Genomic DNA, 15,212 nt, shown 5'->3' with positions numbered 1-15,212 from the left:
AAAACTATACTTAAAACTTATATTCTTCTTTGCGAGCCATAATCTCGTTATACTCTTCTTTAGAACCTACAATAATACTATCATAGTCTCTCATACCTGTTCCTGCTGGGATTTTATGCCCAACAATAACATTCTCTTTCAATCCTTCTAAATCATCGATCTTACCAGCAACCGCTGCTTCGTTCAATACTTTAGTCGTTTCTTGGAATGATGCCGCAGATATGAATGACTTCGTTTGTAGTGAAGCACGAGTAATACCTTGCAGTATTGGCGTTGCAGTAGCTGCAACAGCATCTCTAGCTTCTACTAAAGCTTTGTCATTTCGACGTAATATAGAATTTTCATCTCTTAATTGACGTGCTGAAATAATTTGACCCGCTTTTAAATTAGCAGATTCTCCTACTTCAACAACCACTTTTTTACCGAAAATTTCATCGTTTTCTGTAATAAAATCGTCTTTATGCGCCAACTGATTTTCTAAGAAAATTGTATCTCCTGGATCTTGAATTCTAACTTTACGCATCATTTGACGTACGACTACCTCAAAATGCTTATCGTTAATTTTCACACCTTGTAAACGATATACTTCTTGAACTTCGTTCACCAAATATTGTTGCACCGCAGATGGCCCTTTGATGGCTAAAATATCTTCTGGAGTCACTGACCCATCAGATAATGGCATACCAGCACGCACATAATCGTTTTCCTGAACTAATATTTGATTTGAAAGTTTAACCAAGTATTTCTTAATCTCTCCTAATTTAGATTCTATGATAATCTCACGGTTACCTCTTTTTATCTTACCAAAAGAAACTACACCATCAATTTCAGAAACTACAGCAGGGTTTGATGGATTACGAGCTTCAAAAAGTTCAGTAACTCTTGGAAGACCACCCGTAATATCTCCTGATTTAGCAGACTTGCGTGGAATCTTAACTAAGATTTTACCTTCTTTAATTTTGTCGCCGTCATCGACCATAATATGTGATCCAACCGGTAAATTGTATGAACGTAATACTTCATCTTTACTGTTCATAATAAGTAAAGTTGGTATTAGTTTTTTGTTTCTAGATTCAGAAATAACCTTTTCTTGAAAACCTGTTTGTTCATCAATTTCTACTTGATACGTAACCCCCTGATCAATATTCTCGTAAGCAATTTTACCTGGAAATTCAGAAACAATTACTCCGTTATAAGGATCCCATTGACAAATTACTTGATCTTTCGTTACTTTAGCACCATTCTTAATAAATAACTGTGAACCGTAAGGAATGTTATTGGTACTTAAAGTAATTCCAGTTTTAGCATCAACTACTTTAATCTCCGATGTTCTAGAAATTACAATTTCAGCCGCATTACCTTCGCTATCCGCAGAAGTAACTGTCCTTAAATCTTCGATTTCTGCAATACCAGCGAATTTCGCATTTAACTTGCTATCTTCAGAGATGTTACCTGCAATACCACCCACGTGGAATGTTCTTAAGGTTAACTGTGTACCTGGTTCTCCAATAGACTGAGCGGCTACAACACCTACAGCCTCACCTCTTTGAACCATTTTATTGGTCGATAGGTTTCTACCGTAACATTTACCACAAATACCTTTAGCAGCTTCACAAGTTAAAGCAGAACGCACTTCGATTTTTTCTATCGGAGACGCCTCAACAACTTTTACATCAGCTTCTAAGATTTCTTGACCAGCTCTTAAAACTAATTCTTCGGTTAAAGGATTATATACATCATGTAAAGAAACTCTACCTAAAATTCTCTCTCCTAAAGATTCTACAATTTCTTCGTTTTTCTTTAAAGCTTCAACTTCAATACCTCTTAAGGTTCCACAGTCTTCAGTATTGATAATCACATCTTGAGATACATCTACCAAACGACGTGTTAAGTATCCAGCATCCGCAGTTTTTAAAGCGGTATCTGCAAGTCCTTTACGTGCACCGTGTGTAGAAATAAAGTATTCAAGAATAGATAAACCTTCTTTAAAGTTCGATAAAATTGGGTTTTCAATAATTTCACCACCACCAGCAGTTGATTTTTTAGGCTTAGCCATTAAACCACGCATACCGGTTAACTGACGAATTTGTTCTTTAGAACCCCTTGCTCCAGAATCAAGCATCATATACACCGAGTTGAATCCTTGTTGATCTTCTCTAATACGCTTCATTGCCAATTCGGTCAACTGTGCGTTTGTTGAAGTCCAAACATCAATTACCTGATTGTAACGCTCGTTGTTGGTGATAAGACCCATGTTGTAATTGGTCATAATTCCTTCAACTTGACCGTTAGCATCATCGATCATGGTTTGCTTTTCTGGCGGGATAATAATATCTCCTAAACTAAAGGACAATCCACCTCTAAAAGCAAATTCATACCCCATAGTTTTAATCTTATCTAAGAAATCACCTGTGGTAGGAACATCAGTTACTTCTAATATTTTACCAATAATATCTCTTAAAGATTTTTTATTTAATACATCGTTAATATATCCTGCCTGTTCTGGCACCATAATATTAAACAATACTCTACCAACTGTTGTTGGTATAATTTGATTTACTAATTCTCCTGCTTCGTTAAAGTCTTTTGCTCTAACTTTAATACCAGCATTCAAATCTACCATGCCTTCGTTATGAGCAATAACAACCTCTTCGTAAGAATAGAAGGTTAAGCCTTCACCCTTTACAGGAACTTCTGGTGTAGATTTACGCTCTTTGGTCATATAATACAGACCTAAAACCATATCCTGAGAAGGTACCGTAATTGGCGAACCGTTCGCAGGGTTTAAGATATTGTGAGATGCCAACATTAATAATTGACATTCTAAAATAGCTTCTGGTCCAAGAGGCAAATGCACCGCCATTTGATCCCCATCAAAATCCGCATTAAATGCAGTACATACCAATGGATGTAAACGAATTGCTTTACCTTCAATTAATTTAGGTTGAAATGCTTGGATACCCAAACGGTGTAATGTAGGAGCACGGTTTAATAAAACGGGGTGCCCTTTTAATACATTTTCTAAAATATCCCAGACAACTGGTTCTTTTTTATCTATAATCTTCTTAGCAGACTTTACTGTTTTTACAATACCTCTTTCTATCAACTTACGAATGATAAAAGGTTTGTATAATTCAGCAGCCATGTCTTTAGGAAGACCACATTCAAATAATTTTAATTCTGGCCCTACAACAATTACCGAACGTGCTGAATAATCTACACGCTTACCTAGTAAGTTTTGACGGAAACGACCCTGTTTTCCTTTTAAAGAATCAGAAAGTGACTTTAATGGTCTGTTTGATTCTGTTTTAACCGCAGATGCTTTTCTTGTGTTATCGAATAAAGAATCTACAGATTCTTGAAGCATACGCTTCTCGTTTCTAAGAATTACTTCCGGAGCTTTTATCTCAACCAATCTTTTAAGTCGGTTGTTACGAATAATAACTCTTCGGTATAAATCATTTAAATCTGAAGTTGCAAAACGACCACCATCTAAAGGCACAAGAGGACGTAATTCTGGTGGAATAACGGGGATTACTTTCATAATCATCCACTCAGGTCTGTTTTCCCTATTTTCTTGAGATTCTCTCAAAGACTCCACTACTTGAAGTCTTTTTAAAGCTTCTGTTTTACGTTGTTTAGAGGTTTCCGTATTTGCCTTATGTCTTAATTCATACGACAATACATCTAAATCGATACGTGCTAAAATATCAATCAAACATTCAGCACCCATTTTAGCAATAAACTTATTTGGGTCTGTATCTTCTAAATATTGATTTTCAACAGGAACAGATTCTAATATGTTTAAATATTCCTCTTCAGTTAAGAAATCCATTTTATTGATTTCTTCTCCTTCAGGACCCTTCGCGATACCTGGTTGAATAACCACATAACGCTCATAATAAATAATCATATCTAACTTCTTAGACGGTAAGCCTAACAAGTATCCTATTTTGTTTGGTAAAGAACGGAAATACCAAATATGAGCTACAGGCACCACCAAATTAATGTGACCTACTCTATCTCTACGTACTTTCTTTTCCGTAACCTCTACACCACAACGGTCACAAACGATTCCGCGGTACCGAATTCTCTTGTATTTACCACAAGCACATTCGTAATCTTTTACGGGGCCAAAAATTCGCTCACAAAAAAGACCGTCACGCTCTGGTTTGTGCGTTCTATAATTTATAGTTTCAGGTTTTAAAACTTCTCCTCTTGATTCTGCCAGGATTGATTCTGGTGAGGCCAAGCCTATTGAAATTTTATCGAACCTTTTAATTGTGTTATTATCTCTTTGTCTAGCCATAACAATATGGTGATGATAAATTAAATTGTGTTAAAAAATAGTGTCTCTAAAAAAACCTATTACTACTACTCTTCCAGTCTAATATCTAAACCTAAACCTTTAAGTTCATGCATTAATACGTTGAAAGATTCTGGTAAACCAGGTTCTGGCATTGTTTCTCCTTTAACTATAGCTTCGTACGTTTTAGCTCTACCTACAACATCATCAGATTTAACTGTTAATATTTCACGTAGCGTAGCAGAAGCTCCATAAGCCTCAAGTGCCCAAACTTCCATTTCTCCAAAACGCTGACCACCAAACTGTGCTTTACCACCTAAAGGTTGTTGCGTAATTAACGAGTATGGTCCTATAGAACGAGCGTGCATCTTATCATCTACCATGTGTCCTAATTTCAACATATAGATAACCCCAACTGTTGCGGGTTGATCAAAACGTTGTCCGGTACCACCATCGTATAAGTAGGTATGCCCAAATCTTGGAATTCCAGCTTCATCGGTATATTCATTAATTTGATCAAGAGTAGCCCCATCAAAAATTGGTGTTGCATATTTCTTGCCCAATTTAAGTCCTGCCCATCCAAGAACAGTTTCATAAATTTGACCAATGTTCATACGAGAAGGCACCCCTAATGGATTTAAAACAATATCAACTGGTGTTCCATCTTCTAAGAAAGGCATATCTTCATGTCTTACGATACGAGATACAATACCTTTGTTACCGTGACGACCTGCCATTTTATCACCAACTTTAAGTTTACGTTTTTTAGCAACATATACTTTAGCTAGCTTCATGATACCCGCTGGTAACTCATCTCCTACAGAAATAGTAAACTTATCTCTTCTAAGGTTACCTTGAAGGTCATTAAGTTTAATTTTGTAGTTGTGCAATAAGTCAGCAACCATGGTGTTTGAATCTTTATCCGTAGTCCAACTTCCACCCACCAAGTGAGCAAAATCATCCACAGAATTCAACATTTTCATGGTGTACTTTTTGCCTTTCGGCAGTACTTCCTCACCTAAATCATTTAGAACACCTTGCGAGGTTTTTCCATTCACCAATGTAAATAGTTTTTCAACTAAAACATCTTTTAACTGCTGAAATTTAACTTCGTATTCTAATTCTAGTTTTGAAATAGCTTCTTTATCCTCAGAACGTTTTCTCTTGTCTTTAATAGAACGAGAAAACAACTTTTTATCAATAACAACACCTCTTAATGATGGAGAGGCTTTTAATGACGCATCTTTTACATCACCAGCTTTATCCCCAAAAATAGCGCGTAGTAATTTTTCTTCTGGTGTAGGATCTGATTCTCCCTTAGGTGTTATTTTTCCAATTAAAATATCACCAGGTTTTACTTCTGCACCAATACGGATCATCCCGTGTTCATCTAAGTCTTTTGTAGCTTCTTCAGAAACGTTAGGAATATCGTTTGTTAGTTCTTCAGCTCCTAATTTTGTATCTCTTACTTCTAAAGAATATTCATCTACGTGTATCGAAGTAAAAATATCTTCACGAACTACTTTTTCAGAAATTACAATAGCATCCTCAAAATTATACCCTTTCCAAGGCATAAAGGCAACTTTTAGGTTTCTTCCTAAAGCTAACTCACCATTTTCAGTCGCATATCCTTCACAAAGTACTTGACCTTTTTTAACTTTATCACCCTTTCTTACGATAGGCTTTAAGTTAATGCTTGTACCTTGGTTTGTTTTTCTAAATTTAACTAATTCGTATGTTTTAGAATCTTCTTCAAAACTTACCAAACGCTCTTCTTCAGTTCTATTGTATTTTATAGAAATCTTTTCAGAATCAACATACTGGATGGTGCCATCACCTTCCGCATTAATTAATACTCTTGAATCAGATGCCACTTGGCGCTCTAATCCAGTACCCACGATAGGAGCCTCTGGTCTTAATAATGGTACTGCTTGACGCATCATGTTTGATCCCATCAAAGCTCTGTTCGCATCATCATGTTCCAAGAATGGGATTAAAGAAGCAGAGATAGAAGCAATTTGATTAGGAGCAACATCTGTAAAGTTTAATTCTGAAGGATCAACGACTGGGAAATCCCCTTCTTCTCTTGCAATTACCTTATCAGCAGTGATATTTCCATCTTTATCCATTGGAATGTTTGCTTGCGCAATTTTCATTCCTTCTTCTTCTTCAGCACTTAGGTATCTAAAATTATGAATATCTACTTTTCCATTGGATACTTCTCGGTAAGGAGTTTCTAAGAAGCCCATAGAATTCACTTTTGAAAATACTGAAAGCGAAGAAATTAAACCAATGTTTGGTCCTTCTGGCGTTTCAATAGGGCAAAGTCTTCCGTAGTGTGTGTAGTGAACATCACGTACTTCAAAACCAGCTCTTTCTCTTGATAAACCTCCAGGTCCTAATGCAGAAAGCCTTCTTTTGTGTGTAATTTCAGCTAACGGATTTGTTTGATCCATAAACTGAGATAATTGATTTGTTCCGAAGAACGAATTGATCACAGAAGAAAGTGTCTTAGCATTGATCAAATCGATGGGAGTAAATACTTCGTTATCACGAACGTTCATACGCTCGCGAATAGTACGCGCCATACGCGCTAAACCAACACCAAATTGTTGTGATAATTGCTCCCCTACTGTTCTAACACGACGATTAGAAAGGTGATCAATATCATCGATCTCTGCTTTAGAGTTAATTAACTCTATTAAATATTTTATAATGGTAATAATATCTTCTTTGGTCAAAACTTGTTTGTCCATTTCGATATCTAAACCTAATTTTTTGTTCATTCTATATCGACCAACTTCACCTAGGTTATAGCGTTGATCAGAAAAGAATAATTTGTCAATAATACCACGTGCAGTTTCCTCATCTGGCGGTTCAGCATTACGTAATTGACGGTAAATATGTTCTACGGCCTCTTTTTCAGAGTTCGTAGGATCCTTTTGTAATGTATTGTGAATAATACCGTAATCTGATTGCGCCGCACCTTCTTTGTGTAGAAGTACAGTTTTAACATCAGCATCAACTATTTGGTTGATATGATCTTTTTCTAAAACAGTGTCACGATCTAATATAATTTCGTTTCTTTCTATAGAAACTACTTCGCCTGTATCTTCATCTACGAAATCTTCATGCCAAGTATTTAGCACTCTTGCCGCTAATTTACGACCTAGTACTTTTTTAAGTCCCGCAACAGAAACTTTAACCTCTTCAGAAAGGTCAAAAATCTCTAAAATATCTTTATCACTTTCAAAACCGATGGCTCTGAATAATGTAGTAACGGGTAATTTTTTCTTTCTATCAATATAAGCATACATCACGCCATTGATATCAGTTGCAAATTCTATCCAAGAGCCTTTGAAAGGAATTACTCTTGCAGAATATAATTTTGTTCCATTTGCGTGGAATGATTGTCCAAAAAATACACCAGGAGATCTGTGTAATTGAGATACAACAACGCGTTCAGCACCATTAATCACAAAAGTACCACTTGGTGTCATGTAAGGAATAGTCCCTAAATAAACATCCTGTACAATTGTTTCAAAATCCTCATGTTCCGGATCCGTACAATATAATTTTAACCTTGCTTTTAGCGGAACGCTATAGGTAAGACCACGTTCTATACACTCTTGTATAGAATAACGTGGAGGGTCTATAAAATAGTCTAAAAATTCTAATACGAACTGATTTCTCGTGTCCGTAATAGGAAAGTTTTCCATGAACGTATTGTATAGTCCTTCATCTCCCCTTTCGTCAGATTTGGTTTCAAGTTGAAAAAAATCTTGAAACGACTTAACCTGAATATCTAAGAAATCTGGATAGTTCGGGATATTCTTAGCGGATGCGAAATTTATTCTTTCAGTCTGATTTGTAACCATCAATGGACAAAATTTTGATTATGAATACTTACTCTAAAATTGCATGTAAATAAAGGTTACATACATAAATAGGTTTAGGTCTAGCCACCAAAAGTGAAAAGACCTAAACCAAAAACTATATGGTTGTTGCTATTATTTAAGCTCAACTTCAGCTCCTGCTTCTTCCAATGATTTTTTAATACCTTCTGCTTCATCTTTAGAGATACCTTCTTTGATAGGCTTTGGTGCGCTATCAACGATATCTTTAGCTTCTTTTAAACCTAAACCAGTTAATTCTTTAACCAATTTAACTACTGCTAATTTAGATGCACCAGCTGCTTTTAAGATTACATCAAATTCTGTTTGCTCTTCAACCGCTTCAGCAGCTGCACCACCACCAGCAGCAACTGCAACAGCAGCAGCAGCAGGCTCGATACCATACTCATCTTTTAATATAGTCGCTAACTCATTTACTTCTTTTACTGTCAAGTTAACTAATTTTTCTGCGAAATCTTTTAAATCTGCCATTTTTCTATCGTTTAATAAATTTTTAAAATATAATTGTTTTTAGTGCGTACGTTTTATTTCTCTGATAATGTTTTAAGGATACCTGCAAGTTTACCACCACCAGACTTAAGACCTGAAATAACATTCTTAGCTGGAGATTGTAATAATGCAATAATATCACCTATTACTTCTTCTTTAGATTTAATATTCACTAAAGATTCTAATTGCTCATCACCAATATAAATTGACTCCTGAACAAAAGCACCTTTTAATAAAGGCTTGTTCTTAGTTTTTAATCTAAAGGCTTTGATTAATTTTGCAGGCTCATTCGATGTTTCTGAAAACATCAATGAAGTACTTCCTTTAAGAACTCCTGGAAGCTCACCAAAATCTTTATCAGAGGCTTTCATTGCCTTTTCAAGCAATGTATTTTTAACAACTGCTAATTTAATATTTGCTTTAAAACAAGCTCTTCTTAAATCAGATGTTGTCACTGCGTTTAAACCTGAAATATCTGTTAAATATATCGTTGAAGCATTACTTAATTGCGCAGTTAAATCTTCTATTACGTTTAATTTATCTTCTCTGTTCATAATTTACCCGAATTAAACTGATTTAGCATCTAATTGCACACTAGGACTCATAGTACTAGACATGTAAATACTTTTAATATAAACACCTTTTGCAGCAGTTGGCTTTAATTTGATTAAAGTTTCGATAAGTTCTCTTGCGTTTTCTTGAATCTTGTCTTCAGAGAAAGAAACCTTCCCTATAGCCGCATGAACAATACCCGTTTTATCTACTTTAAAATCAATTTTACCAGCTTTTACTTCTGCAACAGCTTTTGCTACATCCATAGTTACCGTTCCAGTTTTTGGATTAGGCATTAAACCTCTAGGTCCTAAAACTCTACCTAAGGGGCCTAATTTACCCATGACGCTAGGCATAGTGATGATCACATCAACATCTGTCCAACCGTTTTTAATTTTCTCCAAATACTCATCCAATCCAACGAAATCAGCACCAGCTTCTTTTGCTTCTGCTTCTTTGTCAGGTGTTACTAATGCTAAAACCTTAACATCTTTACCAGTACCGTGAGGTAGGGTTACTACGCCACGTACCATTTGATTAGCTTTTCTAGGGTCTACTCCTAAACGAACCGCTAATTCTACAGATGCGTCAAACTTTGCCTTTGTTATTTCTTTTACTAAAGCCGACCCTTCTGATAACGAATACAATTTATTCTTATCTATCTTAGAAAGCGCTTCTTTTTGATTTTTTGTTAATTTTGCCATTATATTGCTTTTAAGATATTAGAAAGGTCTAGTGCCTGAAACTTTTAAACCCATAGATCTTGCAGTACCCGCAACCATGCTCATAGCTGATTCAACGGTAAAAGCATTTAAATCTACCATTTTGTCTTCAGCGATGTTTTTGATTTGATCCCAAGATACACTTGCTACTTTGTTTCTATTTGGCTCTCCAGATCCTTTTTTAATCTTAGCCGCTTCCATAAGTTGAACTGCCGCTGGCGGTGTCTTTACAACGAAGTCGAACGACTTATCCTTGTATACGGTGATCGCAACAGGTAAAACCTTACCTTGTTTGTCCTGAGTACGCGCATTAAATTGCTTACAGAACTCCATGATGTTCACACCGGCAGCACCTAAAGCGGGTCCAACCGGTGGCGATGGATTCGCTGCACCTCCCCTAACTTGTAGTTTAACTACTTTACTTATTTCTTTTGCCATTGTTTAAAATTAAATTCATTGTATTAAATTGGAAGCAATACAATTTTTTATGTAACAGTTTTTCTTATTATACTTTTTCTACTTGCATATAACTCAATTCTAATGGTGTTTTTCTACCAAAAATCTTCACCATTACCTCAAGCTTGCGTTTTTCTTCGTTAATTTTTTCCACAGTTCCGTTAAAACCGTTGAAGGGTCCGTCGATAACTTTTACGGTCTCCCCCATTACGAATGGAATGGCTACATTATCCATAGTCACCGTTAACTCATCTACTTTACCGAGCATTCTATTCACTTCGGACTTTCTTAAAGGAACAGGGTCTCCCCCTTTTGTTTCACCCAAAAAGCCTATCACATTTGTAATAGATCGGATCACGTGCGTCATTTCACCTCCTAGGTTAGCCTTTATCATAATGTAACCTGGAAAATAAACTCTTTCCTTGTTTATCTTTTTTCCATTACGAATCTGAATAACTTTTTCAGTAGGCACTAAAACGTCTTCTAAGTAATCATTAAAACCAAGTCGAGCCACCTCAGATTCGATGTACCCTTTGATTTTATTTTCCTGACCACTTACAGCCCTTACTACATACCATTTCTTTTCCAATACTTCAGACATAGAATAAGCTTTTTAATTGATTATATTATCAAAATAAATTTGAATTAACTCACTAAAAAGGCTATCTACACCCCAAGTTGCCAATGCAAATAAAATAGAAAAAACAGCAACGATTACCATTAGATTAGAGGATTCTGCTCTTGAGGGCAACGTAATATTTGTTCTAAGTTCTTCGATGGATTCCTTGATATATGTCAACATGCTGCGAAAGATTTAACTTTATATTTTTTTTTGACTTTTTTTTGATATCCAAAAGAAACAAAATTACCAGTCAACATTATTTATTTAGTTCTAATCACCATTCCAAAAAAAGGAATTTCTATTTTAAAACTTCTTACTAGCACGGGAGAAGAGACTCGAACTCCCGACACCTGGTTTTGGAGACCAGTGCTCTACCAACTGAGCTACACCCGTATTTATTTACATCGAAAGGTATCCTGCGATAGCAGGACACCCTTGATGAAAATAATATATATGCTATAAAATTTAATCTAAAATTTCAGTTACCTGACCTGCTCCTACTGTTCTACCACCTTCACGGATAGCAAAACGAAGACCAATACTCAAAGCAATTGGAGATAATAAATCAACAATAATAGTTAAGTTATCACCTGGCATAACCATTTCAACACCTTCAGGCAAGTTAATTGTCCCTGTTACATCTGTAGTTCTAACATAGAACTGTGGACGATAGTTGTTATGGAATGGTGTGTGACGACCACCTTCTTCTTTTTTAAGTACGTAAACCTCAGCTTTAAATTTAGCATGTGGCTTTACTGAACCTGGCTTACAGATTACCATACCTCTTTTGATTTGAGATTTTTCAATACCTCTTAACAAAATACCTACGTTATCACCCGCTTCACCTCTATCTAATATTTTACGGAACATTTCAACTCCAGTTACTGTAGAGTTTAATTTTTCAGCACCCATACCAATGATCTCAACAGGATCTCCAGTATTAGCAACACCAGTTTCTATACGACCAGTTGCAACAGTACCACGACCTGTAATCGTAAATACATCTTCAACAGGCATTAAGAAAGGCTTATCAACATCTCTTTCTGGTAATTCAATCCAAGTATCAACAGCATCCATTAAAGACATTACTGTATCTACCCATTTTTGCTCACCGTTTAATGCTCCTAATGCTGAACCAGCAATTACAGGACCATTATCTCCATCATACTCGTAGAAAGAAAGTAATTCTCTTACTTCCATTTCAACCAATTCTAATAATTCCTCATCATCAACCATATCCACTTTGTTCATGAATACAACCATTCTAGGAATACCAACCTGGCGTCCTAATAGGATATGCTCACGAGTTTGTGGCATTGGACCATCAGTAGCAGCAACAACAAGTATAGCACCGTCCATTTGAGCAGCACCAGTTACCATGTTCTTTACGTAATCCGCGTGACCTGGACAGTCAACGTGAGCGTAATGACGGTTAGCTGTAGAGTACTCTACGTGCGATGTATTAATAGTGATACCTCTTTCTTTTTCTTCCGGTGCATTATCGATTGAGTCGAAACTTCTCATTTCAGACAATCCTGCGTTTGCCAAAACTGTTGTAATAGCGGCAGTCAATGTAGTTTTACCGTGATCTACGTGTCCAATAGTACCGATATTTAAATGCGGTTTAGAACGATCAAATGTTGCCTTAGCCATGTTTATTGAATTTTAATCTTAGTTTATATTAGTGTACAATTTTATGTCGTAATTTGAGCCAATGATGAGATTTGAACTCATGACCTCTTCCTTACCAAGGAAACGCTCTACCCCTGAGCTACACCGGCCTAATTGAGTTAAAAATCTATCTTCATCATTTTCAGAACAATCAATAAACTCAAAACAATCAACCTTACCTCAAGGTTAAAAGATATAGTGCTTTTTCAAACCCTACAACTACAGACACTCAAGTCTGATTTCAAAATGAATCTAAAACTGATTATACGTTCAATTAAACTCACTTTGGCAATACCAAACCATAGTTTTAACAACTTAGGTTTAAAAAAACTAGTAAACCAAAAAAGACTTACTAATTAATTTTGAGCGGGAGACCGGGTTCGAACCGGCGACATTCAGCTTGGAAGGCTGACGCTCTACCAACTGAGCTACTCCCGCAATTTTAAGTTCCGTATTTAGAGTTTTTTGTTATTCAACCTAAAACTTTGAATATGAAACTTCAAACTTCTTTTTGTGGGGAGAGCAGGATTCGAACCTGCGAAGACGTAGTCAGCAGATTTACAGTCTGCCCTCGTTGGCCGCTTGAGTATCTCCCCAAACCAATACTATAAAAGAACATTTGAGCTGATAACTAAATTATCTTTAAAACCATGATTATAGAATAATCATAAGACTTTAAACTCAATCTCAATATTTCAGTAAGAGTTTTGAAATCTTACTTCATTTGAGCCGATAGAGGGACTCGAACCCACGACCTGCTGATTACAAATCAGCTGCTCTAGCCAGCTGAGCTACATCGGCTTTTAAAACTTTTTTCGGTCAAAAAAAAAGCCCGTTATTTTAACGGACTGCAAATGTAGATATATTTTTATTTAAACAAAATATTTTTTGAAAAAATTTACGCAGAAATACGTAATTTTTCTTTTTGCTTCACTAATTGCCGCTTTAATGAATCACAAGCCGCATCAATTGCCTCTTCAAAAGACTTACATTGCTTTTTTACAATAAATTCATTCTTAGGTACATAAACTTTTATTTCAACAACTTTATTTTCTTTTGCACTCATTTTTTCAACTTTTAAAAATACATCAGATCCTAAAATCTTATCGTAATATTGATCTAATTTATTTAATCGATTTTGAACAAAATTAATCAGAGTTCCCTCTGCATTAAAATTAACAGATTGTGCATTTACTTTCATGGACAAAAATTTAAAGTTAAACTACTCTTTTTTTTGATTTCTAGGATGGGATGCAAGGTGTACTTTTTTCAGCTCCGCTATACTGTTATGCGTATATACCTGAGTAGAAGCTAAACTGGCATGCCCCAATAACTCTTTTACTGAATTTAAATCCGCACCTTTATTCAATAAATGTGTTGCAAAGGTATGCCTGAGAATATGCGGACTCTTTTTTACCTTGGTAGACACTTTACTAAAATAATGATTTACAACCCTATAAACAAGCATTTCATATACTTTATCTCCTGTTTTAGTCAAAAAAACAAATTTTATCGATGGATCCCTCAAAACTGCTGCTCTCTGCTCTAAATAAGACTCAAATAATATCTTCAACGATTTTACGATAGGAAGTATCCGCTCTTTATTTCGCTTACCAATCACTTTTAAAGTACTATTCGATAAATCTAAGTTGCTCATAGTTAAATTAACCAATTCAGCGCGCCGTATTCCTGTTGAATAGAAAAGCTCAATCATTAATTTATCTCTAAGTCCTGTAAAGTCATCAGGGAAAGAAATACTCTGTATTATTTTTTCCATCTCAGATTCCGAAAATGGAATTTCAATTTTTTTTGGAGTTTTTAGGGACTTATGTTTTGCTAATGGATGCACTTGGATAGCATCAATTTTAAGCAAAAATTTATAGAAGGCTTTCAAAGAGGCTATTTTTCTATTGATACTTCGATTAGAGATTTTAGTACCCACCAATACCACAACCCAACTTCTTATCTCTGCATAGCTGTTATTCTCTATGTCGTGCACGCCAAATTCTGCTCTACAATAGGCATCAAACTCCAACAAATCATCCTGATAAGCCTTAACAGTATTGGTGGCATATTTTTTCTCTAAGGAAAGATACTCTACAAATGAAGCAATACTCATAGCCTAAAATTAATAAAGATTTTTCAAGAACATAATTAAAAACAAAAAAACCTCGCAAAATGCGAGGTTTTAAATATATCTTCATTAGATAGTTTTCTTATTATATCTCTTCTTGATCTCTCAAGCCTTGCATATAATGCGCTTTCTGAATCTGAGCTCTTCTTTCTACAGAAGGCTTCGTGAACTGCTGACGCTTTCTTAATTGACGCATTGTTCCAGTTCTATCAAACTTACGCTTGAAACGCTTTAATGCTCTATCTATGTTTTCTCCTTCTTTTATCGGTATAATTAACATGGGCTACAACCTCCTCTCTTTTGTGATTATTATTTTGCAAATGTAATAACTATTTTAGAATTTATA

General features: G+C 35.5%; 12 protein-coding genes and 5 tRNA genes. All 17 read right to left on the bottom strand.

The window, feature by feature from the left end; translation table 11 throughout:
• Positions 1-10: 10 nt before the first annotated feature.
• The 17 genes from rpoC to rpsU all read right to left on the bottom strand — a co-directional run bounded on the left by rpoC (position 11) and on the right by rpsU (position 15,146).
• Positions 11-4,309, bottom strand: coding sequence for a DNA-directed RNA polymerase subunit beta' (gene rpoC / locus GQ45_RS15460; RefSeq protein WP_047419393.1), 4,299 nt, complete (start codon positions 4,307-4,309; stop codon positions 11-13).
• A gap of 65 nt (positions 4,310-4,374) precedes the next feature.
• Positions 4,375-8,184, bottom strand: coding sequence for a DNA-directed RNA polymerase subunit beta (gene rpoB, locus GQ45_RS15455; protein WP_047419391.1), 3,810 nt, complete (start codon positions 8,182-8,184; stop codon positions 4,375-4,377).
• 132 nt (positions 8,185-8,316) lie between these two features.
• Positions 8,317-8,691, bottom strand: coding sequence for a 50S ribosomal protein L7/L12 (gene rplL, locus GQ45_RS15450; protein WP_047419389.1), 375 nt, complete (start codon positions 8,689-8,691; stop codon positions 8,317-8,319).
• A gap of 53 nt (positions 8,692-8,744) precedes the next feature.
• On the bottom strand, positions 8,745-9,263 hold the full coding sequence (gene rplJ, locus GQ45_RS15445; RefSeq protein WP_047419387.1) for a 50S ribosomal protein L10: 519 nt from the start codon (positions 9,261-9,263) through the stop codon (positions 8,745-8,747).
• 12 nt (positions 9,264-9,275) lie between these two features.
• The gene (rplA, locus tag GQ45_RS15440; RefSeq protein ID WP_047419385.1) at positions 9,276-9,965 is read right to left on the bottom strand and encodes a 50S ribosomal protein L1; all 690 of its coding nucleotides are present in this window, start codon (positions 9,963-9,965) and stop codon (positions 9,276-9,278) included.
• 18 nt (positions 9,966-9,983) lie between these two features.
• Positions 9,984-10,421, bottom strand: coding sequence for a 50S ribosomal protein L11 (rplK, locus tag GQ45_RS15435; RefSeq protein ID WP_047419383.1), 438 nt, complete (start codon positions 10,419-10,421; stop codon positions 9,984-9,986).
• 67 nt (positions 10,422-10,488) lie between these two features.
• Positions 10,489-11,040 carry a transcription termination/antitermination protein NusG gene (nusG, locus tag GQ45_RS15430; protein ID WP_047419381.1) on the bottom strand — a complete coding sequence of 184 codons (552 nt, stop codon included), beginning with the start codon at positions 11,038-11,040 and terminating at the stop codon, positions 10,489-10,491.
• A 12-nt stretch (positions 11,041-11,052) separates the two neighbouring features.
• A complete protein-coding gene (gene secE, locus GQ45_RS15425) occupies positions 11,053-11,241 on the bottom strand; it encodes a preprotein translocase subunit SecE (RefSeq protein ID WP_047419380.1) in 189 nt (62 codons plus the stop codon).
• Between the two features lie 140 nt (positions 11,242-11,381).
• Positions 11,382-11,454 (bottom strand) — tRNA-Trp (locus tag GQ45_RS15420).
• A gap of 72 nt (positions 11,455-11,526) precedes the next feature.
• Positions 11,527-12,714 (bottom strand): elongation factor Tu, encoded by a 1,188-nt coding sequence (tuf, locus tag GQ45_RS15415; protein WP_047419379.1) that lies wholly within the window; start codon positions 12,712-12,714, stop codon positions 11,527-11,529.
• 56 nt (positions 12,715-12,770) lie between these two features.
• A tRNA-Thr gene (locus GQ45_RS15410) sits at positions 12,771-12,842 on the bottom strand.
• Between the two features lie 255 nt (positions 12,843-13,097).
• Positions 13,098-13,170, bottom strand: a tRNA-Gly gene (locus tag GQ45_RS15405).
• A 76-nt stretch (positions 13,171-13,246) separates the two neighbouring features.
• A tRNA-Tyr gene (locus GQ45_RS15400) sits at positions 13,247-13,328 on the bottom strand.
• Between the two features lie 131 nt (positions 13,329-13,459).
• A tRNA-Thr gene (locus GQ45_RS15395) sits at positions 13,460-13,533 on the bottom strand.
• A gap of 97 nt (positions 13,534-13,630) precedes the next feature.
• Positions 13,631-13,933, bottom strand: coding sequence for a ribosome hibernation-promoting factor, HPF/YfiA family (gene hpf / locus GQ45_RS15390; protein WP_047419378.1), 303 nt, complete (start codon positions 13,931-13,933; stop codon positions 13,631-13,633).
• Positions 13,934-13,954: 21 nt separating this feature from the next.
• Positions 13,955-14,851: a tyrosine-type recombinase/integrase gene (locus GQ45_RS15385; protein WP_047419376.1), complete on the bottom strand. Its 897-nt coding sequence runs from the start codon at positions 14,849-14,851 to the stop codon at positions 13,955-13,957.
• 100 nt (positions 14,852-14,951) lie between these two features.
• Positions 14,952-15,146 (bottom strand): 30S ribosomal protein S21, encoded by a 195-nt coding sequence (gene rpsU, locus GQ45_RS15380; RefSeq protein ID WP_047419375.1) that lies wholly within the window; start codon positions 15,144-15,146, stop codon positions 14,952-14,954.
• Between the last annotated feature and the right edge of the window lie 66 nt (positions 15,147-15,212).

The organism is Cellulophaga sp. Hel_I_12 (assembly GCF_000799565.1).
Taxonomy (GTDB): domain Bacteria; phylum Bacteroidota; class Bacteroidia; order Flavobacteriales; family Flavobacteriaceae; genus Cellulophaga.
This window is presented reverse-complemented; position numbering and strand designations above follow the sequence as displayed.